Origin of the sequence: Mycobacterium sp. pR1184 (genome assembly GCF_041287235.1) — a bacterium.
Classification (GTDB): domain Bacteria; phylum Actinomycetota; class Actinomycetes; order Mycobacteriales; family Mycobacteriaceae; genus Mycobacterium.
Map to the genome: position 1 here is coordinate 335,169 of NZ_JBGGKR010000005.1, position 22,094 is coordinate 357,262.

Consider the following 22,094-nt stretch of genomic DNA (forward strand, 5'->3'; position numbering starts at 1 on the left):
ACACCCGTCAAATTTGGCGGCGGTACAGTCTTCGCATGCAGATCCGCCCCTACCTCGGTGCCGACAAGCCGGCGATCATCCTGTATCCATCGGGAACGGTCGTTACGTTCGACGAACTGGAAGCGCGGGCCAACCGGCTGGCACACCGGTTCCGGCAGGCGGGTCTGCGCGAGGGCGACAGCGTCGCGATCCTGATGGAGAACAATCAGCACATCCACGCGGTTATGTGGGCGGCCCGGCGCAGCGGTTTGTACTACGTGCCGATCAACACCCACCTGACCGCGGCCGAGGCGGCCTACATCATCGACAACAGCAACGCCAAGGCGATCGTCGGTTCGGCCGCGCTGCGTGACACTCTCGCCGGGCTGGCCGAGCATTTGCCGAACGGTCTACCCGAACTGCTGCTGATCGCCGACGGTGAGCTGCCGGGCTGGGAGCGCTACCCGGAATGCGTTGCGAATCAACCGGATACCCCGATCGACGACGAGATCGAGGGCGATCTTTTGCAGTACTCCTCGGGCACCACCGGCCGGCCCAAGGGGATCAAACGCGAATTGCCGCATGTGCCACCGGAAGACGCACCGGGCATGATGTCGGCTCTGGTCGACTTCTGGATGGACAGCGACACGGTCTATCTGAGTCCCGCTCCGCTGTATCACACCGCGCCGTCGGTGTGGTCGATGACGGTGCAGGGCGCCGGTCTCACCACGGTGGTGATGGAGAAATTCGACGCCGAGGGGACGCTGGACGCGATCCAGCGGCACCGGATCACCCACGGCCAGTTCGTGCCAGCCATGTTCGTCCGGATGCTGAAACTACCTGAGGCCGTTCGTAATTCGTATGACCTATCCAGCCTGAAGCGGGTGATGCACGCCGCGGCGCCGTGCCCGGTACAGATCAAGAAGCAGATGATCGAGTGGTGGGGACCGATCGTCGACGAGTATTACGCGTCGTCGGAAGCGCACGGGTCGACGCTGATCTTCGCCGAGGACTGGCTGACGCATCCGGGGTCGGTTGGCAAACCCATGGGCGGCGCCGTGCACATTCTCGATGAGAACGGCAACGAGCTGCCGCCCGGCGAGGCCGGCGAGATCTACTTCGAGGGCGGGGCTTCGTTTGAATACCTCAACGACCCAACGAAAACCGCCTCATCCCGCGACAAGCACGGATGGACCACCGTCGGCGACATCGGCTACCTCGACGAGGACGGCTATCTGTACCTGACCGACCGACGCCACCACATGATCATCTCCGGCGGGGTGAACATCTATCCGCAGGAAGCCGAGAATCTTCTGGTCACCCACCCGAAGGTGCTGGACGCCGCGGTGTTCGGGGTGCCCGACGACGAGATGGGTCAGCGGGTGGTGGCGGCGGTGCAGACCGTCGAGGAGGCCGATGCCACCGAGGAGTTCGGTGACGAGCTGATGACGTGGCTGCGAGACCGACTGTCGCACTTCAAATGCCCGCGCTCGATCGCGTTCGAGACGCAACTACCCCGCACCGACACCGGCAAGCTCTACAAGAATGCACTGATCGAGAAGTATTCGGTGTAGCCGATGTTCCGGGTGGTCGATGCGTCGAGTGCGCCGGAGGCGGGCTTGCCGTCGCCGCCCGGGGTGGTGGTCGGCGTCGCATCGGCCGCTGAGATCGCGCGGGACGAGTCCTGGCTGGAGACAGCAACTTTCACGCTCACCGAGGACACCTGCGACGACCGGCGGGTGATCACCGTCGATTCTGTGCCCGAGACGCTCGCCGAGCTGCGCAAGCGTTGTGAGCACTGGCCACAGGCCAGCAGTGTCTGCGACGACGTGTTGCGCGCAATGACGCCCGATGTCCCGACACTGGCCGCAGTGGTGACCGAATCGCTGGCCTACTCGACCCTGCAGGCCGGTCCGGAGTTCGCGCGCTGGCTCGCCGAACGGGGCCCGGCCCGGATGCCCGAGGTTCCCGACCCGGTGCAGGCCGAGCGCGACGGCGACACCCTGCTGGTCAGGTTCAATCGCCCACTTCGCCACAACGCGTTTTCCACCGATGCACGCGCGGCACTGCTGGAGGCATTGACCGTTGCGCAACTCGATCCGTCGGTCACCGGGATCGTGTTGAGCGGCAACGGCCCCTCGTTTTGCAGCGGCGGGGATCTCGCCGAATTCGGCACCTTCGCCGATCCCGCGAGCGCGCACCTGGCCCGCACCCGTCACAGCCCGGCGCTGGCGCTGGACGCGCTGACGGCCAAGCTCGGCAGGTCCTGCCGGGCCCAGCTGCACGGCCGGGTGCTGGGCAGCGGCTTGGAGATGGCCGCATTCTGTGGATGGGTTGAGGCGCAGCAGGATTCGCTCTTCGGGCTACCGGAACTGAGCCTCGGATTGATCCCCGGTGCCGGCGGAACCGTCAGCATCACCCGTCGCATCGGCCGCTGGCGAACGGCCTATCTGGTGCTGTCCGGCCGGACCGTCGGTGTCGACACGGCGTTGCGCTGGGGTCTGATTGACGCGACTTACGTTGGCGCGCAACCGATTGTTCAGTAGCCGCCGAAGGTGGTGCTGGTCGTCGACGGGATGCTCGACACGGCGACCACGGCGATGACGATGTAGAGGATCGCGATGATCGCATACGTCACGCCACCGGCGATGGCGCCGATGATCGCCCACTTCTTGGCGTTGCTCGACGCTTCCTGCGCCTCGGCGACCCGGCCCTGCGCCCAGAGTCCGGAGACCTTGTTGGAGTAGACAAGCGAGATGATCCCGAACGGCAGGCAGCACAGGACCGTGCACAGGATCGCCCAGACCAGGTAGTTATCCGGCTCCTGCTGGCCCGGCCAGGCGCCCGGCTGCTGAGCCGGCCAACCCGGTTGCGGTGGCTGCTGCCAGCCCGGTTGCTGCGGTTGGCCCTGCCACTCGGGTTGCTGCGGTTGGCCCTGCCACTCGGGGGAGCCTTCGTACGGCCCTGGGGGATAACTCATGGCAACCGACTTTCTTTCGGTCCAACAGGTTTACTCCCGCGCCGGTTTGCTGGTGCGCAAGTCAGGCAAATATAGCGCACAGGCGGAGGTCAAGCGCCGATTCGGCCCGGCTCAGATACCACCGCGGGCCACCAGCTGGCCGGCGATGACGTTGCGCTGGATCTCGTTCGTGCCCTCGCCGACGATCATCAGGGGCGCGTCGCGGAAATAGCGTTCGACGTCGTACTCGGTGGAGTAGCCGTAGCCACCGTGGATGCGGACCGCGTTCAGCGCGATCTCCATCGCGATCTCCGAGGCGAACAGTTTTGCCATGCCGGCTTCCATGTCGCAACGTTCGCCGCTGTCGTAACGCTGCGCGGCGTAACGGGTGAGCTGGCGGGCGGCGGTGAGCTTGGTGGCCATGTCGGCCAGGTAGTTGCCGACGGCCTGGTGCTTCCAGATCGGCTGGCCGAAGCTCTCCCGCTGCTGGGCATAGGCCAACGCATCCTCGAGCGCCGCGGTCGCCACGCCAAGCGCGCGTGACGCCACCTGGATGCGCCCCGTCTCGAGGCCCTTCATCATTTGCGAAAAGCCCTGGCCCATAACATCTCCCAGGACGGCAGAAGTGGGAGCCGCGAAGTTGTCGAAGGACAGCTCGCACGACTCGACGCCCTTGTAGCCGAGCTTGGGTAGATCCCTGGAGATCGTCAGGCCTCGACCCTGCTCCACCAGCACGATCGAGATGCCCTTGTGGCGTGGTGTGGCATGTGGATCGGTCTTGCACAGCAGCGCGATCAGCCCGGAATGGCGCGCGTTGCTGATCCAGGTCTTGGCGCCGTTGATCAGCAGACCGCCCGAGCCGTCCGGCAGCGCGGTGGTGGACATGTTCTGCAGGTCGGAGCCGCCGCCGGGCTCGGTCAGTGCCATCGTGGCCCGCACCTCGCCGGTGGCCATCCGCGGCAGGTAGGTCCGCTTCTGCTCCTCGGTGCCGAACAACACCAGCAGCTTGGCGACCACCGTGTGCCCGCCCATCGCGCCGGCCAGGCTCATCCAGCCGCGGGCCAGCTCCTGGGTGACCCGCACATATCCCGGCATCGAGACCGGCGAACCGCCGTATTCCTCGGGAATGGCCAGGCCGTAGATGCCGATGCGCTTCATCTGCTCGATCCACGCTTCGGGGTAGGAGTTGGCGTGCTCGACCTCGCGGACGGTCGGTTTGACCTCCCGGTCGATGAACGCCCGCACCGTGGCGACCAGCATGTCTTCTTCGTCATCCACCTGTGACAACCCTCCTGCATTGACCCTCGATTCGACAGCCTGCCAGCATGAGGCGTTGTGACGGGTAACGGGTATGCGGGAATCCGGGAGGGCGGGCCGTACTTCGACGATCTGTCCAGAGGCCAGGTCTTCGACTGGGCACCGGTGGCGACGCTGTCGGCGGGTATGGCCGCCGCGCATCAGGCGATCCTCGGGGATCGGCTGCGGCTGGCCCTGGACACCGACCTGTGCGCCGCGGTGACGGGCGCGCCCGGACCGCTGGCACACCCGGGGCTGGTCTGCGACGTCGCCATTGGGCAGAGCACGCTGGTCACCCAGCGGGTCAAAGCCAACCTGTTCTACCGCGGGCTGACCTTCCACCGATTCCCGGTCATCGGCGACTCCCTCTACACCCGCACCGAAGTCGTTGGGCTGCGGGCCAACTCGGCCAAGCCCGGCCGGGCCCCGACGGGTCTTGCCGCGCTGCGAATGACCACGATCGACCAGGCCGATCAATTGGTGCTCGATTTCTACCGCTGCGCCATGTTGCCCGCGAGCCCGGACTTCGATCCCGCCAACGCGCCCGCCGACGATCTGTCCAAGATCGGCACCGATGCGGCACCGCCCGCCGTTGCGCCGGCGGCGCACTGGAATGGCGAGGCCTTCCGAAAGCGGGTGCCCGGACCCCATTTCGACACCGCACTGGTGGGTGCGGTGCGCCGCAGCACCGGCGACGTCGTCAGCAGTGCACCCGAACTGGCCCGGCTTACCCTGAACGTCGCCGCAGCACATCATGATTGGAGATCCGGTGGGCGCCGCCTGGTGTACGGCGGACACACCATCGGCCTGGCGTTCGCGCAGGCCAACAGGCTGCTGCCCAATCTGGGCACGGTGCTGGGCTGGGAGTCGTGCGATCACACCGGGCCGGTGTACGAGGGCGACACCCTGTACAGCGAACTGCATGTGGAGTCGGCCGACGCCGGCGTGCTGGGACTGCGATCGCTGGTCTACGCGGTCGCTGACGGAGCCGAACAGCCCGACCGGCCCGTGCTGGACTGGCGACTGCGGGCGCTGCACTTCTAACCCGGAGGACAATGGTCCAGGTGAGCAACGCGGTGTCCCGGTGGGGGAGCAGCGGGCTGGCCTGCCTGACCGGCCTGCCCGGCGGGCCGCCGGACTTCTCCCGCGCCGGGGTGCTGGCCCGCGCCGAGCAGGTCGCGATGGCGGTCGGTGGTCAACTGGGCGCCACCGTCGATGCGACCACGCTGCTGGCCGGCCGGGCCGGATTGCTCGGATTGCGCCGCGGCGGCCGGATTTCGGCCGGCGGTGCTACCCGGCTGCTCTCGGCGCGTGACGGTTGGTGCGCGATCACGCTGTCGCGTCCCGACGACATCGCTGCCGTCCCCGCGCTATTGGAAGTTGACGAGGTGCCCGCCGATCCCTGGCCGATGCTGCAGCGTTGGGCCGCAATGCGTCTCGTCTCGGCGATCATCGAGCGGACCAGTCTGCTCGACATGCCGGCGGCCGGCCTGGGCGAGGCGGCCGCCACGCCCCCGCGGGTAGCGCGAATCAGCAGCGTGGGCACCGCCCGGGACGTCGGTGCCCTGCTGGTGGCCGACCTGTCGTCGATGTGGGCCGGGCCGTTGTGCGGGCAGCTGCTGGCCCGCGCCGGAGCCACCGTCGTCAAAGTCGAAAGCCCACAACGACCGGACGGCACCCGGGCAGGTAATCGCGCGTTCTTCGACTGGATGAACGGCGAAAAGCTCTCGTATTGCCTTGATTTCGAAAGTCAGGCCGACGAGCTGCGCGAGCTGCTCGCGGTAGCCGACATCGTGATCGAGGGCTCGCGGCCCGCGGCACTGGCCCGGCGCGGTTTGGGCCCGGACCATATTTCCCCGCGAGACGGCCGAATCTGGTTGCGTATCAGCGGGTATGACCAGCACCCCGGCCGGCCGGCGTTCGGCGACGATGCCGCGGTGGCCGGTGGCCTCGTCGGCACCGCCGCGGACGGCCCGGTGTTCTGCGCAGATGCCATCGCCGACCCGCTCACCGGCCTGGAAGCCGCCTTGAGCGTCGCCGAATCGATCGCCCGCGGTGGCGGCGAGTTGATCGAGGTGTCAATGGCGGGGATCGCCGCGGGCTATGCTGCTTCGCCCGGCGCGGCGTCGGTTCCCGAGTGCCCGGCACCCCCGCCGCAGCCGCCGCCGTCGCAGCGCCGCGCCGCCGAACTGGGCGCGGACAACGAGGCGGTACGCCGGCTGGTCAGCGAAAGACGGCTGCTGTCATGCTGATCCAGCGGGCGACCCTGCTGGACGGCACGGTGACCGACATCCGGGTCAGCGCGCAGATCGAGGAGATGGGCAAGGGCCTCACATCCAGAAGTGGCGAGACTGTGCTCGACGCGCACGGCGCGACCGTGCTGCCCGGCCTGCACGACCATCACGTGCATCTGCGCTCGGCCGCCGCGGCGATGGATTCGCTGCTGCTCGGACCGCCGAGCGTCCGCACCAAAGATCAACTCGTACACGCACTATCGACAGCCACCCCCAACGCCGACGGATGGATCCGCGCGATCGGCTACCACGAATCCGTCGCCGGTGAGCTGGATCGCGCGGCGCTCGACGCCATCGTGGCGGGCAGTCCAGTGCGCGTCCAGCACCGCAGCGGCGCTTTGTGGATCCTCAATTCCGGGGCACTGCGACTGCTCGGAATGGCCGACCACCCCGACGGGCGGCTGCGCGCCAGCGACCGTTGGTCCGAGGCGCTGCAGCGGCAAAACAACGACCTCGCCGAACTGAGCGGGCGCCTCACCGCGGTCGGAGTCACCGGAGTCACCGACGCCACACCGGATCTCGGCGCGGACGACATGGTGGCACTGCTGGTGGCGCACCGGCACGCAGAGTTCGCACCGCGGCTGTCTTTTTTGGCCCCGGGTAAGAAGATCCTGCACGACGACCGTCTCGACCTGGACTCGCTGACCGAATGGATCGCCGGCCACCATGCCGACGGACAGCCGGTTGCCGTGCACTGTGTGACCGCGGCCCAGTTGGTGGTCACCCTCGCGGCGTTGCGTGCCGCCGGCAGCCATCCGCGAGATCGCATCGAGCACGCCGCGGTCGTCGACGACGACAGCCTTGCCGACCTCGCGGACCTTTCCCAGTCCGAAGGGCTCACCGTGGTGACCCAGCCCAACTTCGTTGCCGAACGCGGCGATCAGTACCTCGCCGAGATTCCCGCCGCCGAGCACGCCGCCCTGTGGCGGGTCGCGTCTCTGCGAAAAGCTAAGGTGCGCTTGGCATTATCGACCGATATGCCGTTCGGTCGCGGTGACCCGTGGGCGTCGATGCGGGCTGCGGTACATCGCACCACGCCCAGCGGTGCGGTGCTGGGCGCCGACGAATGTGTCTCGGCGACCGAAGCTTTGACGATGTTCCTGGGATCAGCCGATCAACCGGGCCGGCCCAGGGTGATCGACGTCGGACAGCCGGCCGACCTATGCGTGCTGGCCGCGCCACCGGCGACGGTGCTGGCCGAGCTGGACGCCGGGCTGGTGGCCGCGACGATCATCGGCGGCGCCATCGCCTATCCTGCGCACTAACGCGCCGCGGCCAGCGCTGCGCCCAGAACCTCACACTGGCTGTCGAAGAAGCGCTGCGACACTTGTACTTTCGGTGCCACCAAGTCGAATCCGTGAAAGGCGCCGGGGATGGTCTCCACCACGCATGGCACTCCGGCGGCCCGCAGGCGCTCGGCGTAGACGAGGTCTTCGTCGTGAAACAGGTCGTGCGTCCCGACGCCGATCCAGGCCGGCGCCAACCCGGCGAGGTCCTCGCGGCGGGCCGGCACGGCGATCTGCGGATCGGCGTCGCCCAGATACGCCGACCAGCCGAACCGATTGCTGCGGGTGTTCCACAGGCGGTAGTCCGGGTTCTCGGCCGTATGCGAGCTGCGATCGTCGAGCATCGGGTAGGCCAGCAACTGGAAGAAGGGTGCGACCTCGTCGCGGTCCCGGGCCAGCAACGCCAGCGCCGCCGCGAGACCGCCGCCCGCGCTGGCACCGCCGATCGCCACTCGCGTCCGGTCCACCGCGGGTAGCCCGGCCAGCCAGGTCAGGGCTGCGTAGCAGTCCTCGAGCGGGGTGGGATAAGGATGTTCGGGGGCCAGGCGGTATTTGACCGCCGCGACGGTGATGCCCAGCCTGGTGCTGAACCCGTGGCACACCCGGTCGTCTTGTTGCGGGCTGCCCATCACATATCCGCCGCCGTGTATCCACAGCAGTGCCGGTGCGGGCTCGGTGACGCCGGCCGGACGGAACAGCCGGATGCCGACTCCGGAACCGAGGGTGATCACTTCGGCATGGCGCGACGCGCCGGGATTGCGGCGCTCGCGCAGCTTGGTCAACACCCGGATGGTGGACAGGCTGCGCGGACTGACCATTTGTCGCGGCGCGATGCGCGCGATCCGGCGTAGATCTGGGTGAACGTCGCTGTTCGGCACCGACCCAGTATCACCCATCCGAAATCAGGCAACGAGCGGCATGGCAGTCCGTCCTACACGGCGTGAGCCGGTGGTAGTCGCGCAGACAATCCGCGGAAATACTTCCGAAACACGCTCCCCGTAACTTCAGAAGGCAACGCCAATCGGGGAGGCGACATGGGAGGGCTAAACAGCACAGCCGGCAGACGCGCCGGCTTACCGGCCAAGCGGTGATCGCCGATGGCGTCGGCACCGACGAAGACACATTGCCCTTATTGCTCTTTGCAATGTGGGATCACCATCGAGGTGTCCGGATCTGACATCGAGCTCGCTCCGCAGCATGACTTTCCGACCAATCGCGGCGGACTGTGTGTAAAGGGTTGGACGGCAGCCGATCTCCTAAAACACCCGGAACGGCTGACGACCCCGCTGATTCGCGACGGGCGCGGTGAGCCGCTGCGCCCCGTCTCCTGGAATGAGGCGCTGGAACGGGTCGTCACGGCATTCGAGCAGACGCAGCGGGACCACGGCCGCGATGCGGTCGGCTGCTTCGGCGGCGGCGGTCTGACCAACGAAAAGGCCTATCAATTAGGCAAATTCGCGCGAGTCGCGCTACGTACCTCGGCCATCGATTACAACGGCCGATTCTGCATGTCCTCGGCGGCGGCCGCCTCGAACCGCTCCTTCGGCATCGACCGTGGGTTGCCCTTCCCGCTGGCCGATATCGCAAACGCCGACGTCATTCTGCTTGTCGGCGGCAATCCCGCCGAGACCCTGCCCCCGGCGATGCAGTACTTCGAACAGGGCCGGGCCCGTGGTGCCAAGCACATCGTCGTGGATCCCCGGCGGACCCCGACCGCCGCCGATGCCGATCTCCACCTGCAGCCGGTACCGGGAACCGACCTTGCACTGGCGAACGGCATGCTCAACGTCATTGCGCGGGAGCGGTATATCGATCAGAAATATATCGCCGAGCGCACGACGGGATTCGATGCGGTACGCCGGGCGGTGCGGCTGTACTGGCCGGACCGAGTCGAACGAATCACCGGCGTGCCGGAATGCGACATCGTGGCCGCGGCGCGCATGCTGGCCGGCGCGCAGCGAGCGATGATCCTGACTGCACGCGGCGCCGAGCAGCACAGCTCCGGCACCGACACCGTGCAGGCCTTCATCAACGTGGCCCTGGCGCTGGGATTGCCGGGCCGACCGTACAGCGGGTTCGCGACGATAACCGGTCAGGGAAACGGGCAGGGTGGTCGCGAGCACGGACAGAAATGCGATCAGCTACCGGGCTACCGCAAACTCGACGACCCGGTCGCGCGGACCCATGTCGCCCAGGTCTGGGGTATCAATCCGGCTGATTTGCCGTCGTCAGGCCTCTCGGCCTACGAGATGCTTTCCGCCATCGGCACCGCCGGTGGGATCCGCGCGCTGTGGGTGATGGCCTCCAACATCGTGGTTTCAGCGCCCGATTCCCTGCAGGTAGCTGAGAAGATCCGCGACCTCGACTTCGTGGTGGTGTCCGACATCTTCCTGTCCGAGACCGCCGCACTGGCCGACGTGGTGCTACCCACGACGCAGTGGGCCGAAGAAGCGGGCACCATGACCAACCTCGAGGGCCGGGTAATTCTGCGGCGCGCGGCCCTGACGCCGCCGGGCGAGGTACGCAGCGATCTGGACGTGATGACCGATCTGGCCAAACGGCTTGGAGCGCACGGGTTTTCTGCGGACCCTGAGGAAGTGTTCGACGAGCTGACGCGCGCCAGCGCCGGGGGCAAAGCCGACTACCACGGCATCACCTACCAGCGCATCGCCGCCGACAACGGTGTCTTCTGGCCGTGTCCGTCGGCGCGCTATCCCGACACTCCGCGACTGTTCGTCGAAGACTTTCCCACCCCGGACCGGCGGGCCCGCTTCCATCCGGTCGAACAATCCGATGCGGCCGAACCGCCGGATGACGAGTTTCCCTACTACCTCACCACCGGCCGCGTGTTACGCCAGTACCAGTCCGGTACTCAAACCCGCAGGGTGGCCCGCCTCGCCGAGGCCGAACCGGAGGCGGTGGCCGAAATACACCCCACGTTGGCTCAGCGGCTCGGGGTGCAGGGCGGGGAGAAGATCCTGCTGCGGACGCGGCGGGGTGAGGCCGTGATGACCGCGCGCACCGTCAGTGGTATCCGGCCTGACACGGTGTTCGCACCGTTCCATTGGGCCGGGGCCGCAAACGTAAACCGGTTGACCAACCCGGTTTTGGATCCGCATTCGCGGATGCCGGCGTTCAAGGTGTGTGCGGTCTCGGTGTCGCGTGTCACCGTGACCGCCGACGATGCGGATTCCGACGAGAAAGGGGTGACGGATGGGTGATGGCAGCAGCCCCCGATTCCTGCAGGGGGCGTTCACTTTCGACGGCAAGGGATATGACGCGCCGGTGGTGCTCGATTCGTCGCTGCGCTATGTGGTACCGGCGGGGGCGGTCACCCAGCCGGTGTACTTTCGCGGCGGCAACAGCACCGACGAGTTGGTCACCATCGTCTTGATGCGAGACGGCGCGCCGATGCGCTATTTCCCGGTGGGCGCCAAAGACAGTGTGCACGTGCCGCTTCGGGTGGTCGAGGATCTGATCGCCGACACCGTGATCGAGGTCTTCGTCGCCGCCCCGGACGGACTGAGTGGCACCGTATTCGTCGACATCGGCCTCGTCGAAATCTAGGGGGACCCGTGACGACTCTGATCCAACCCGAGGCGCTGCCCGAAACCAACGGTAACCGCTCCACGGGCCTGGCCAGGCTGGTGGTGGTCGGCAACGGAATGGCGGGCGCGCGGGCGATCGAAGAGATTCTCGCCCGCGGCGGTGGCGAGCGGTTTTCCATCACCGTCTTCGGTGAAGAACCGTACGGCAACTACAACCGGATCCTGCTGTCCAACGTGCTGGCCGGTTCCGATGATGCCGGCGAGATTTACCTCAACCCGCTGGACTGGTACACCGACAACGACATCGACCTGCGCGCCGGGGTTCGGGTCGTGCGCGTCGATCCGTTCGCACACCTGGTGTACGCCGACGACGGCACCACCGTGCGCTATGACAAGCTGATCCTGGCAACCGGCAGCCGATCCTTCTTCCCGCCGATCGACGGCATCTGGCAGGACGACAAGACCTTGACCCGAGGCATTTTCGGCTTCCGCAGCCTTGACGACTGCGCGACCATGATCGAGTTCGCGAAGGGACGCACGAGGGCCGCGGTCATCGGCGGCGGACTGCTCGGTCTGGAGGCCGCCCGCGGGCTGCAGAGTCGGGGACTGCAGGCGGCGGTGGTTCAGGGCGGCCCCACCTTGATGAATGCCCAACTCGACGACCAGGGCAGCGCCATCCTGCGCCGCCTGGTTGAGGCCCTGGGTATCCAGGTGTACACCGGCGCCAGAACCACCAGGATGCTGACCGAAAACGGCATGCCCTCGGCGCTCGAGTTCGACGACGGCAGCCAATTGCCTTGCGACATGGTGGTGTTGGCCGCGGGTATCCGGCCGAATGTCGGTCTGGCGCAGCGGGCCGGGCTGACTGTGGAACGCGCGATCGTCGTCGACGATCAGATGCGATCGATCGATGCCGACGACATCTACGTAGTGGGCGAGTGCGCGCAGCACCGCGGTCAGGTGTACGGCCTGGTCGCGCCGCTGTGGGAGCAGGCCAGCGTGCTCGCCGAGCACCTGACCGAAACGAATCCGCGTGCGGCATACCATGGTTCGCGCACAGCGACTAAGCTGAAGGTCGCCGGTGTCGATGTCGCCGCGATGGGAGTCAAGTCCCCCGAGCGTGACGACGACGAATTCGTCCAGTATGCCGAACCCAAGCATGGCGTATACAAGACCGTCGTCGTGCGCGACGACAAATTGATCGGCGCAACCCTGGTAGGTGACGTGCGCAAGGTCGCCTTCCTGATGCAGGCATTCGACCGCGGACTTCCCCTGCCGCCGGAGCGGGTGGCGTTGATGTTCGATATCGGTACACCCGAAGTCGCCACCGGCGCAGCCGAATTAGCCGACGATGCGCAGGTTTGCAACTGCAACGGGGTGAGCAAGGCCTCGATCGTGAGCTGCGTGCAGGGTGGCGAGACCTCGCTGGCCGGCGTGATGTCGGCGACCCGCGCCGGAAAGGGCTGTGGGTCGTGCAAGGGACTTGTCTCCCAGGTCGTCGAATGGGCGGCCCAGCAGTCCGGCGCCGAGATCTCCGAAGGCGCCGAGTCCAATTGGTATGTGCCCGGGATCCCCTACGGAAAGCCCGAGTTGATGGCCCGCATCCGTGAGCTCGAGTTGCATTCGGTGTCATCAGTGTTTGCGGCGCTGGCCCCCGACGGTAAAGAGGATGCCGCCTCGAAGATGGCGCTGGCCTCCCTGCTGCACATGATGTGGGGCGACGAATTCGTTGACGAGCGGGACGGACGCTTCATCAACGACCGGGTGCACGCCAACATTCAGCGTGACGGCACCTTCTCGGTCGTGCCGCAGCTCAAGGGTGGGGTAACCAACTCCGACCAGTTGCGCAAGATCGCCGACGTCGCCGATAAGTATCAAATCCCGATGATCAAGCTCACCGGCGGTCAGCGGATCGATTTGCTCGGGGTTCGCAAGGAAGATCTGCCCGCGGTGTGGGCCGACCTCGACATGCCCTCCGGTTATGCCTACGGCAAGAGCTTCCGAACCGTGAAAACCTGCGTGGGTAGCGACTTCTGTCGGTACGGAGTCGGAGACTCGACAGCCCTCGGGATTGCCATCGAGGATCGCTATCAGGGCATACCCAGTCCGGCGAAGATGAAGCTGGCCGTCACCGGATGCCCACGCAACTGTGCCGAGGCGCTGTGCAAGGACGTCGGCGTCGTCGCGATCGACGGCGGCCAGTGGCAGATCTACGTCGGCGGTGCCGCCGGCGCGCATGTTCGCAAGGGCGATCTGCTGGCGACGGTACCCACCGCCGCCGAGGTGATGGTGCTGACCGGCCGCTTCATGCAGTACTACCGGGAGAACGCGAATTGGCTGGAGCGCACGTATGACTTCGTGCCCCGTATCGGCATCGAACGCATCCGCGAGATCGTGGTCGACGATAGCGACAACATCGCTGCCGACCTGGACGCGCGGATGCAGAAATCGGTCGACTCCTACCGGGATCCATGGTCGGGAGATCGAAAAGCTGCCGCTGCGAACAACTTTCGCTCGGCGCTGCCGTTGATTCCGCTGCCGCAGGTGCCGGTCCGATGAGCGACGTCATATTGGGCTCCGTCGACGACATCCCGGTAGGGGAGGGTCGCACCTACGCGGTCGAGGACCGTCAGATCGCCGTCTTCCGGTTGCGTGACGGCTCGCTGCGCGCACTGGACGCGGTGTGCCCACACCGCGGCGGCCCGTTGGCCGACGGTTTGACCGACGCCGAGGTCGTGGTGTGTCCGTTGCACGGCTTCACCTACGACCTGCGCACCGGTGCCGAAGTCGCCAACGGCGGCACCGCGGTGTCGGCCTATCACGTCCACGCCGACACAACCGGAACGATCCGTCTGCGTCTCGACGGCACCGGCCCGGCCAACGAACCGCGGCGCAACGGCGCGCTCTCCCAACGTATTTAAGGAGACGTCGCCATGACAGCCGAACAGCTTGGCCTTGTTCCCGCGTCGCTCCCTTCGTCTCGGCAGCGGTCACATTTCATCACCGGGTGGGACCCCGAAGATCTCCTGGCATGGGAGAACGGCGGGCGCAAGATCGCCCGGCGCAACCTCATCTGGTCGATCTTCGCCGAGCACGTCGGGTTCTCGGTGTGGTCGATCTGGTCGGTGATGGTGCTGTTCATGCCGCAGAACGTCTACCACATCGACGCGGCCGGCAAGTTCTACCTGGTGGCAGTCCCCACCTTGGTCGGCGCGGTGCTGCGACTGCCGTACACCACGGCGGTGGCCCGGTTCGGGGGGCGGAACTGGACGATCGTCAGCGCACTGTTGTTGCTGATCCCGCTGGTATTGGTGTGGTGGTTCATGGCGCACCCCGGCGCCTCCTACAGCACGTGCCTGATCATCGCGGCATTCGCGGGATTCGGCGGCGGAAACTTCGCGTCGTCCATGACCAACATCAACGCCTTCTTCCCGGTGCGGCTCAAGGGCTGGGCGCTGGGTCTCAACGCCGGCGGCGGCAATATCGGCGTGCCGGTGATCCAGCTGATCGGCTTGCTGGTGATCGCCACCGTGGGTAACCGCAACCCGGAGCTGGTCTGTGCCACCTATCTCGTGCTGACTGGGCTCGCGGCTCTGGGCGCGGCGCTGTTCATGGACAACCTGGACGGCCAGAAATCCAACGGCGCGGCGATGCTGCGAGTCCTGAAATTCCGTGACGCGTGGCTGATCTCGTTCCTCTACATCGGCACCTTCGGATCCTTCATCGGCTACAGCTTCGCGTTCGGCCAGGTGCTGCAGATCAACTATCTGGCCACACCGCACACGACGGCCGCCGCCGCGGCGTTGCACGCCTCCGAGATCGCGTTTCTCGGTCCGTTGCTCGGATCGCTCAGCCGCCCCCTCGGGGGCTTGCTCGCCGACCGCATCGGCGGCGCGAAGATCACGATGTGGTGTTTTGTCGCGATGGTATTGGCCACCGGCATCCTGGTGATCGCCGGAACACGCAACGACTCCCACCACGGGAAGATCAGCCCGGGCATCATGTTGGCCTACGTGGTCGGGTTCATCTTGCTCTTCGTGATCTCGGGGGTGGGCAACGGCTCGGTCTACAAGATGATCCCGTCGATTTTCGCCGCGAAATCACTTGCACTGCACGATCTTTCGCCAGTCGACGTAATCGGATGGGAGCGTTCGATGTCGGGTGCGTTGATCGGCATCGCCGGCGCGGTCGGTGCATTGGGTGGCGTCGGCATCAACGTCGTGCTGCGCGCGTCCTACGCGGGGCCCGCTAAATCCGCGACCACCGCCTTCTGGGTGTTCATGGTGTTCTACCTGATCTGTGTTGCGGTGACCTGGGCGGCGTACGTCCGGCGCCGCGATGCCACGTCATTGGTGTGAGTCCAGCATTTGAATCCGGACCCGTCCACGCTCGCCTCGGCGCCGAATCACTCGGGCGGACCGTTTCGCCCGGACGGTAGACCGACCCACTTCGGCCTGGTTAGCTGACGAGGTATCGGGGTATCGATCCGGGTGATCCAAACACTGGCGTTGCCCGTGTATGTGGGGTGCGGGTTTGGTTGCAACACCCTCCAGTGGCCCAGAATGCTGGGCCGCCCTGGTCGGACGCGATACGAAAGGCGGACATGCTGGGGCACCTCTACGATCGGGCGCTTAGCGGCGAGCGGTGTTGGATTCGCCATGAAGACGGCGAGGTTCGAGTGCTGCCGGCACATCGCTGGCTCGGCACCCGGTGCCCCTCGAACGGCGGATCGGCCGATGCCCTTGACGAGGTCTTCGACGAAGCCGTTACCCAGATGTGCAGCGGACCGACGATCGAGCTCGGCTGCGGGCCGGGAAGGTTGGTGGCGCGGCTGTTCGAGCGGGGGATACCCGCACTCGGCATCGACCGGTCCGCGACCGCGATCCGGCTGGCCGGGCGCGGCGGCGCGCCGGCCCTGCTGGGCGACGTGTTCGAGCCGCTGCCCGGCATGGGCCGCTGGCAGACGGTGCTGCTGGTCGACGGCAACGTCGGTCTCGGCGGGGACCCGCGGCGGATTCTGGCCCGCGCGGCCGAGCTGCTGCGCCGCGGTGGCCGCTGCGTGGCCGAGTTCGAGGCGGACGCGATCGGCATCCGGGCGCGCTGGGTGCGGCTGGAGTCGGCCTGCGACGTGGGTCCGTGGTTCCGCTGGGCATCGGTCGGGGTGGACAGCGCCGCGGCGCTGTCCGCCCAGGTCGGACTGACGCTGACCGGCGTTCGGCTGATCAGCGGTCGGGTGATTGCGAGCCTGGCCGCGCCGTGAACCGCTCGGGCGCCAGGTTGCTAATCCGTTTTCGGAGCCCGCTGCGCGGCCCGTGGCTGACATCGGTGTTCGGGCTGGTGCTGTTGGTGGCACTGCCGATCATCACGCTCACCGGGCTGCTGTCCTACATCGCCTACGCGCCGCAATTCGGCCAGGCCATCCCGGCCGATGTCGGCTGGTTGCGACTCCCCTTGTTCGTCTGGCCCACCCGCCCGTCGTGGTTGTACCGGCTGACGCAGGGCCTGCACGTGGGTCTCGGACTGGTGATCATCCCGGTGGTGCTCGCCAAGCTGTGGTCGGTGATCCCGCGGCTGTTCGTCTGGCCACCGGCACGGTCGGTCGCTGCGCTTCTGGAGCGAGTGTCGCTGGTGCTGCTGGTCGGCGGGATCCTATTCGAGATCGTCACCGGTGTGCTGAACATCCAGTACGACTACATCTTCGGGTTCAGCTTCTACGACGCGCACTACTTCGGCGCGTGGGTCTTCATCACCGGGTTCCTGATGCATATCGCGATCAAGCTGCCGCGCATGGTCGCCGGCCTACGGTCGATGTCGCTGCGCGAGGTGTTGCGCACCGGCCGCGCCGATACCCGTCCGGAGCCGCCCGATGCCGACGGCTTGGTGGCCACCGACCCGGCCGAACCGACGATGAGCCGGCGCGGCGCCCTTGCGTTGGTCGGCAGCGGCGTCGTGCTGATCGCGGCCCTCACCGTCGGCCAGACTCTGGGCGGGGTCTCGCGCGGTGCCGCCCTGCTGCTGCCGCGTGGGCGGGGCCGGGGTGATTTCCCGGTGAACAAGACCGCGGTCGCCGCGGGCATCAGCCGCGAAAGTGTCGGCGAGAGCTGGTCATTGATGTTGCGCGGTGGGCTCACGCCGATCGCGTTGGACCGCGCCGCACTGGCCGGTATGCCGCAGACCACCGCGCGTCTGCCGATCGCGTGCGTCGAAGGATGGTCCACCGTGCAGACCTGGAGCGGCGTCCGGCTGGCCGAGCTGGCCCGCATCGCGGGTGTACCCGCGCCGCGCTCGGCCCGAGTGATATCCCTGCAGCGAGGCGGTGCGTTCGGGCAGGCGACGTTGCAAGCCAACCAGATTGGCGACCCCGAGGCGCTGCTGGCGCTGCGGGTCAACGGCGCCGACTTGTCGCTGGACCACGGCTATCCGGCCCGGATCATCGTGCCCGCGCTGCCGGGTGTGCACAACACCAAGTGGGTGGCCGCGATCGAATTCCACGGCGGTTGAAATGCCAAGATTTTCAACACGTTTCGCCACGATCTACGGATCGCGTCCGTTACACCTGCTGACAATGCTGTCCGGCTTCGCGCTGCTGGGCTACATCCTGGTCGTCTTCAAACCCGCGACGCTGTGGAACTCCGGCTCCTGGTGGCAGTCGATCGCGGTCTGGTTCGCCGCCGCCGTGGTCGGTCACGATCTGCTGTTCTTCCCGCTCTACGCGTTGGCCGACCGGGCGCTGTGGGCGCCCCGGCACCCGACCTGTGGCCTCCCAAAAGTGCTTTCCCGCAACTACATTCGAGTGCCGGCGATGGGGTCTGGGTTGACGCTGTTGATCTTCTTGCCCGGCATTATCGAGCAGGGTGGAGCCACGTACGAGGCGGCGACCGGACAAACCCAACAGCCCTTCCTGGGCAGGTGGTTGCTGCTCACCGCGGCGATGTTCGGGATCAGCGCTATCTGCTACCTGATCCGCCTCGTCGCGGCGCGCGGCACCCCTCGCCCAGCGAAGGCAAAACTTCAGTCTAGGGCTGCAGATCCGGCGATTTAGCAAACATTTAACACGGCGATTTCGCACCATCTGCAGGACTTCTACGCAAACGTCAGTTTGCTCTGACGGGGTGGGGGTACAGTCCCCTACATGACGGCGAGGGTCCCGAGCATGACACCGTGTTTCAAATGGTTGCTGCGGGCCCGCCCCGCCGACTATGCGCTGGCTTTAAGCGTTGCCGGCGCTTCGCTACCGGTGGTGGGTAAGCACCTGGAACCGCTGGGCGGTGTGACCGCGATGGGCGTATGGGGTGCGCGGCATGCGCCAGAGGCTTTCTCGGCGCTGAAGAAGGACTGGCTGACGCCGGGGATCAACGACGTGCGCCGCCGCGACCGGGAAAGCACCCACGAGGTGTCCGTCGCGGCGCTGCGTGGCATCGTGTCGGCCGCGGAGCTCGAGCTCGACTGGCCGGTCGTCGACAAGAAGCCGCCGATCTGGGAAGCGTTGGGGCAGCGTCGTTACCTGTACCGCCGGGCGGTCCACTATGGCGACCACCCCGCGCAGGTGCTGGACGTGTGGCGGCGCAAGGATCTGCCGGCCCAGCCCGCCCCGGTACTGATCTTCGTCCCGGGCGGCGCCTGGGTGCACGGCCGGGCGATGATGCAGGGCACCGCCCTGATGTCGCGACTGGCCGAGCAGGGCTGGGTGTGCCTGGCGATCGACTACCGGGTCGCGCCCTATCACCGCTGGCCGCGACACATCACCGACGTCAAGACCGCGATCGCGTGGGCGCGCGCCAACGTCGACAAGTTCGGCGGTGACCGCGATTTCGTTGCGGTGGCAGGTTGTTCGGCGGGCGGGCACCTGTCCGCGCTGGCCGGACTGACGCCCGACGACCCGGCCTTCGCGCACCGCCTGCCCGAGGGCGCGGACAGCTCGGTCGACGCGGTGGTCGGCATCTACGGCCGCTACGACTGGGAGGACCGCTCCACCCCCGAGCGGGACCGGTTCGTCGAATTCCTGGAGCGGGTGGTCGTCAAGAAGTCCATCGCCCGTCATCCCGAGCTGTACCGCGACGCGTCGCCGATCGCGCGGGTGCACCGGAATGCTCCGCCGTTCTTGGTGATTCACGGCAGCAAGGACAGCGTCATCCCCGTCGAGCAGGCGCGCAGCTTCGTCGAGCGGCTGCGGGCGGCGTCGCATTCGATGGTCGGGTACCTGGAGTTGCCCGGGGCCGGACACGGCTTCGACATGATCGACGGCGAGCGCGCCGGCGTGGCCGCCCATGCCACTTCGCTGTTCCTCAACCAGATCTACCGCACCAAGGTGCAGATCAGGTCAAAAGAGGTCATCTAGCTCAGTCGCTGAGTAAGGTCCCAGCTTGAGGGGAAGGGGCACTGATGAAACGGCTCAGCGGCTGGGACTCGGTATTGCTGTACAGCGAGACCCCCAACGTGCATATGCACACGATCAAGGTCGCCGTCGTCGAAATCGACCCCGATCGCCGTGACTTCGACGTCAACTCGTTTCGTCAGGTCATCGGGGCCCGGCTGAACAAGCTCGAGCCGTTCACCTATCAGCTCGTCGACATCCCGTGGAAGTTCCATCATCCGATGTGGCGCGAGCATTGCGAGGTCGACCTCGACTACCACATCCGCCCGATGCAATTGCCCGAGCCGGGTGGTCGCCGCGAACTGGACGACGCAATCGGGCGCATCGCCAGCACCCCGCTGAACCGCGACCGTCCGCTGTGGGAGATGTACTTCATCGAAGGCCTGGCCAACAACCGGGTCGCGGTGGTCGGCAAGATCCACCACGCGCTCGCCGATGGCGTCGCGTCGGCCAATCTGCTGGCCCGGGGCATGGACCTACTGCCCACCCCGGAAAGCGGCCCGCAGGTCACCGACCCCGCGCCGTCGAAGTCGCAATTGGTGCGCTCGGCGTTCTTCGATCACCTCCGTCAGGCCCGCAAGCTGCCGGCGACCTTCCGCTATACCGCGCAGGGGATCAACCGGGTTCGGCGCAGCTCGCGCAAGCTCTCGCCGGAGCTGACCATGCCCTTCACGCCGCCGCCCACCTTCCTCAACCACCGGATCACTCCGGAACGCCGTTTCGCGACGGCCACGCTGGCGCTCGCCGACATCAAGGAGACGGGTAAGAAGTGCGGCGCGACCGTCAACGACGTGGTGCTGGCCATCTCCACCGGCGCGCTGCGCACCTTGCTGCTGCGTTACGACGGTACGGCAGAACCGCTGCTGGCCTCCGTCCCGGCGAGTTTCGACTTCTCACCCGAACGGATATCGGGCAACTACTTCACCGGGCTGATGGTGGCGTTGCCGGCCGACCTCGATGACCCGTTGGAGCGGCTGCAGGCCTGCCACGACAACGCCGTCTCCGCCAAGGAGGCGTTCCACCTGGTCGGACCCGAATTGGTCAGCAGGTGGTCGAACTACATGCCGCCGCTGGCCACCGAGTCGTTCTTCCGCTGGGCGTCCAGCCGCGACGGCCAGAACAAAGTGCTGAACCTGCCGATCTCCAACGTGCCCGGCCCGCGCGAGCACGGGCGAGTCGGTGGCGCACTGGTCACCGAGATCTACTCGGTCGGGCCGTTGACCGCCGGTAGCGGACTCAACATCACCGTGTGGAGTTACGTCGACCAGCTCAACATCTCGGTGCTGTCCGACGGCGCCACCGTCAAGGACCCGCACGAGGTGACCGAGGCGATGGTCGCCGACTTCGTCGAATTGCGCAGGGCTGCAGGGCTTTCCGAAGAGCTGACGCCGGTCGAGGCCGCAATGGCGCCGGCCTGACCGGTCCGGCCGTCACCCCCACCCCAAAATCCGGTAACGAGACTCTCTCCTGGTGCCAATGCCATTTCCGTCGGCGGCTACCATCAGTCGGTAACAGCGACCGATTGTCGAAGGAGATGGGTAGCCACCGTGAGCACCGACGAAGCCAACGAGCCCGAGGTCCTGACCGAACAACGCGGCCGAATCCTGATCATCACGATCAACCGGCCCAAGGCCAAGAACGCGGTGAACTCCGCGGTGGCCAATGGCCTGGCTGCGGCCGTCGATCGGCTCGACGCGGAGCCCGGCCTGTCGGTGGGGATCCTCACCGGGGCGGGCGGCTCGTTCTGCGCGGGCATGGATCTCAAGGCATTTGCCCGGGGCGAGCTGCCGATCGTCGAGGGCCGCGGCATGGGATTCACCGAGCGTCCGCCGGTCAAGCCGTTGATCGCGGCCGTGGAAGGCTACGCGCTGGCTGGCGGCACCGAGCTGGCATTGGCGACCGACCTGATCGTGGCGTCCAAGGACGCGGCCTTCGGTATCCCAGAGGTCAAGCGCGGCCTGGTCGCCGGTGGCGGCGGGCTGCTGCGGCTGCCGCAGCGCATCCCGTCGGCCATCGCGATGGAGCTGGCGTTGACCGGCGAGAACCTCACCGCGGAGCGCGCCGCCGCGTTGGGCATGGTGAACGTGCTGGCCGAGCCCGGCAAGGCGCTGGACGCCGCGATCGATCTGGCCGAACGGATCGCCGCCAACGGGCCGCTGGCGGTGGCCGCGACCAAGCGGATCATTGTCGAGTCGCGCGGCTGGAACCCGGACACCATGTTCGCCGAGCAGAACAAGCTGCTGGCCCCGGTCTTTTCGTCGAACGACGCGAAGGAGGGCGCGATCGCATTCGCCGAGAAGCGCGCTCCCCAGTGGACCGGCACCTGAGATTCGATACACTATGTTCGTAGAGTCCGCG

The 22,094-nt window shown here is 66.8% G+C and carries 19 protein-coding genes; 16 read left to right on the plus strand and 3 right to left on the minus strand.

What is annotated here, in order from left to right; all coding sequences use genetic code 11:
- Nucleotides 1–35: 35 nt before the first annotated feature.
- Both fadD4 and ACAG21_RS11845 read left to right on the plus strand, forming a co-directional pair.
- Nucleotides 36–1,553, plus strand: a complete 1,518-nt coding sequence (gene fadD4, locus ACAG21_RS11840; RefSeq protein ID WP_370496256.1) for a fatty-acid--CoA ligase FadD4 — start codon at nucleotides 36–38, stop codon at nucleotides 1,551–1,553.
- Nucleotides 1,554–1,556: 3 nt separating this feature from the next.
- Nucleotides 1,557–2,525, plus strand: coding sequence for an enoyl-CoA hydratase/isomerase family protein (locus ACAG21_RS11845; protein ID WP_370496257.1), 969 nt, complete (start codon nucleotides 1,557–1,559; stop codon nucleotides 2,523–2,525).
- On the opposite strand, the gene ACAG21_RS11850 is transcribed toward ACAG21_RS11845, so the two are convergent.
- On the minus strand, nucleotides 2,519–2,959 hold the full coding sequence (locus ACAG21_RS11850) for a CD225/dispanin family protein (protein ID WP_370496258.1): 441 nt from the start codon (nucleotides 2,957–2,959) through the stop codon (nucleotides 2,519–2,521). The two genes, ACAG21_RS11845 and ACAG21_RS11850, sit on opposite strands and share 7 nt — an antisense overlap.
- Before the next feature lie 111 nt (nucleotides 2,960–3,070).
- Nucleotides 3,071–4,216, minus strand: coding sequence for an acyl-CoA dehydrogenase family protein (locus tag ACAG21_RS11855; RefSeq protein WP_370496259.1), 1,146 nt, complete (start codon nucleotides 4,214–4,216; stop codon nucleotides 3,071–3,073).
- 57 nt (nucleotides 4,217–4,273) lie between these two features.
- On the opposite strand from ACAG21_RS11855, the gene ACAG21_RS11860 reads away from it, so the two are divergent.
- From ACAG21_RS11860 to ACAG21_RS11870, 3 genes are read left to right on the plus strand one after another with little or no spacing between them, the layout of a single operon-like run.
- A complete protein-coding gene (locus ACAG21_RS11860) occupies nucleotides 4,274–5,278 on the plus strand; it encodes a MaoC family dehydratase (protein ID WP_370496260.1) in 1,005 nt (334 codons plus the stop codon).
- A gap of 11 nt (nucleotides 5,279–5,289) precedes the next feature.
- On the plus strand, nucleotides 5,290–6,486 hold the full coding sequence (locus ACAG21_RS11865) for a CoA transferase (RefSeq protein WP_370496261.1): 1,197 nt from the start codon (nucleotides 5,290–5,292) through the stop codon (nucleotides 6,484–6,486).
- Nucleotides 6,480–7,793, plus strand: a complete 1,314-nt coding sequence (locus tag ACAG21_RS11870; protein WP_370496262.1) for an amidohydrolase family protein — start codon at nucleotides 6,480–6,482, stop codon at nucleotides 7,791–7,793. The genes ACAG21_RS11865 and ACAG21_RS11870 overlap by 7 nt, the downstream gene beginning before the upstream one ends.
- On the opposite strand, the gene ACAG21_RS11875 is transcribed toward ACAG21_RS11870, so the two are convergent.
- Entirely contained in the window at nucleotides 7,790–8,632 is an 843-nt protein-coding gene (locus ACAG21_RS11875) for an alpha/beta hydrolase (RefSeq protein WP_370496323.1), read from the minus strand. The two genes, ACAG21_RS11870 and ACAG21_RS11875, sit on opposite strands and share 4 nt — an antisense overlap.
- 279 nt (nucleotides 8,633–8,911) lie before the next feature.
- Between ACAG21_RS11875 and ACAG21_RS11880 the strand changes: the two genes are divergently transcribed.
- From ACAG21_RS11880 to ACAG21_RS11930, 11 genes are all read left to right on the plus strand, one after another.
- Nucleotides 8,912–11,035 (plus strand): molybdopterin oxidoreductase family protein, encoded by a 2,124-nt coding sequence (locus ACAG21_RS11880; protein WP_370496263.1) that lies wholly within the window; start codon nucleotides 8,912–8,914, stop codon nucleotides 11,033–11,035.
- Complete coding sequence (locus ACAG21_RS11885; protein WP_370496264.1) at nucleotides 11,028–11,381, plus strand: molybdopterin oxidoreductase; 354 nt, start codon at nucleotides 11,028–11,030, stop codon at nucleotides 11,379–11,381. Before ACAG21_RS11880 ends, ACAG21_RS11885 begins: the two co-directional genes overlap by 8 nt.
- Before the next feature lie 17 nt (nucleotides 11,382–11,398).
- Nucleotides 11,399–13,921: a nitrite reductase large subunit NirB gene (gene nirB / locus ACAG21_RS11890; RefSeq protein ID WP_370496324.1), complete on the plus strand. Its 2,523-nt coding sequence runs from the start codon at nucleotides 11,399–11,401 to the stop codon at nucleotides 13,919–13,921.
- The gene (locus ACAG21_RS11895) at nucleotides 13,918–14,283 is read left to right on the plus strand and encodes a Rieske (2Fe-2S) protein (protein ID WP_370496265.1); all 366 of its coding nucleotides are present in this window, start codon (nucleotides 13,918–13,920) and stop codon (nucleotides 14,281–14,283) included. The genes nirB and ACAG21_RS11895 overlap by 4 nt, the downstream gene beginning before the upstream one ends.
- A 12-nt stretch (nucleotides 14,284–14,295) precedes the next feature.
- A complete protein-coding gene (locus ACAG21_RS11900) occupies nucleotides 14,296–15,720 on the plus strand; it encodes a nitrate/nitrite transporter (RefSeq protein WP_370496266.1) in 1,425 nt (474 codons plus the stop codon).
- 245 nt (nucleotides 15,721–15,965) lie between these two features.
- Nucleotides 15,966–16,622: a methyltransferase domain-containing protein gene (locus tag ACAG21_RS11905; RefSeq protein ID WP_370496326.1), complete on the plus strand. Its 657-nt coding sequence runs from the start codon at nucleotides 15,966–15,968 to the stop codon at nucleotides 16,620–16,622.
- Nucleotides 16,619–17,863 carry a molybdopterin-dependent oxidoreductase gene (locus tag ACAG21_RS11910; protein WP_370496267.1) on the plus strand — a complete coding sequence of 415 codons (1,245 nt, stop codon included), beginning with the start codon at nucleotides 16,619–16,621 and terminating at the stop codon, nucleotides 17,861–17,863. The genes ACAG21_RS11905 and ACAG21_RS11910 overlap by 4 nt, the downstream gene beginning before the upstream one ends.
- A 1-nt stretch (nucleotide 17,864) precedes the next feature.
- The gene (locus ACAG21_RS11915) at nucleotides 17,865–18,404 is read left to right on the plus strand and encodes a hypothetical protein (protein ID WP_370496268.1); all 540 of its coding nucleotides are present in this window, start codon (nucleotides 17,865–17,867) and stop codon (nucleotides 18,402–18,404) included.
- Between the two features lie 90 nt (nucleotides 18,405–18,494).
- On the plus strand, nucleotides 18,495–19,700 hold the full coding sequence (locus tag ACAG21_RS11920; protein WP_370496269.1) for an alpha/beta hydrolase fold domain-containing protein: 1,206 nt from the start codon (nucleotides 18,495–18,497) through the stop codon (nucleotides 19,698–19,700).
- A gap of 44 nt (nucleotides 19,701–19,744) precedes the next feature.
- Nucleotides 19,745–21,154: a wax ester/triacylglycerol synthase family O-acyltransferase gene (locus ACAG21_RS11925; protein ID WP_370496270.1), complete on the plus strand. Its 1,410-nt coding sequence runs from the start codon at nucleotides 19,745–19,747 to the stop codon at nucleotides 21,152–21,154.
- 129 nt (nucleotides 21,155–21,283) lie between these two features.
- Nucleotides 21,284–22,063, plus strand: coding sequence for a crotonase/enoyl-CoA hydratase family protein (locus ACAG21_RS11930; RefSeq protein ID WP_370496271.1), 780 nt, complete (start codon nucleotides 21,284–21,286; stop codon nucleotides 22,061–22,063).
- Nucleotides 22,064–22,094: the final 31 nt, after the last annotated feature.

What these genes read in the sequence shown, in the direction of transcription:
- ACAG21_RS11870 (WP_370496262.1), top strand. Translation starts at nt 6,480, where the DNA reads ATGCTGATCCAGCGGGCGACCCTGCTGGACGGCACGGTGACCGACATC.
- ACAG21_RS11905 (WP_370496326.1), top strand. Translation starts at nt 15,966, where the DNA reads ATGCTGGGGCACCTCTACGATCGGGCGCTTAGCGGCGAGCGGTGTTGG.
- ACAG21_RS11880 (WP_370496263.1), top strand. Translation starts at nt 8,912, where the DNA reads ATGGCGTCGGCACCGACGAAGACACATTGCCCTTATTGCTCTTTGCAA.
- ACAG21_RS11895 (WP_370496265.1), top strand. Translation starts at nt 13,918, where the DNA reads ATGAGCGACGTCATATTGGGCTCCGTCGACGACATCCCGGTAGGGGAG.
- ACAG21_RS11875 (WP_370496323.1), bottom strand. Translation starts at nt 8,632, where the DNA reads ATGGTCAGTCCGCGCAGCCTGTCCACCATCCGGGTGTTGACCAAGCTG.
- ACAG21_RS11915 (WP_370496268.1), top strand. Translation starts at nt 17,865, where the DNA reads ATGCCAAGATTTTCAACACGTTTCGCCACGATCTACGGATCGCGTCCG.
- fadD4 (WP_370496256.1), top strand. Translation starts at nt 36, where the DNA reads ATGCAGATCCGCCCCTACCTCGGTGCCGACAAGCCGGCGATCATCCTG.
- ACAG21_RS11920 (WP_370496269.1), top strand. Translation starts at nt 18,495, where the DNA reads ATGACGGCGAGGGTCCCGAGCATGACACCGTGTTTCAAATGGTTGCTG.
- ACAG21_RS11885 (WP_370496264.1), top strand. Translation starts at nt 11,028, where the DNA reads ATGGGTGATGGCAGCAGCCCCCGATTCCTGCAGGGGGCGTTCACTTTC.
- ACAG21_RS11925 (WP_370496270.1), top strand. Translation starts at nt 19,745, where the DNA reads ATGAAACGGCTCAGCGGCTGGGACTCGGTATTGCTGTACAGCGAGACC.
- ACAG21_RS11845 (WP_370496257.1), top strand. Translation starts at nt 1,557, where the DNA reads ATGTTCCGGGTGGTCGATGCGTCGAGTGCGCCGGAGGCGGGCTTGCCG.
- ACAG21_RS11850 (WP_370496258.1), bottom strand. Translation starts at nt 2,959, where the DNA reads ATGAGTTATCCCCCAGGGCCGTACGAAGGCTCCCCCGAGTGGCAGGGC.
- ACAG21_RS11900 (WP_370496266.1), top strand. Translation starts at nt 14,296, where the DNA reads ATGACAGCCGAACAGCTTGGCCTTGTTCCCGCGTCGCTCCCTTCGTCT.
- ACAG21_RS11865 (WP_370496261.1), top strand. Translation starts at nt 5,290, where the DNA reads ATGGTCCAGGTGAGCAACGCGGTGTCCCGGTGGGGGAGCAGCGGGCTG.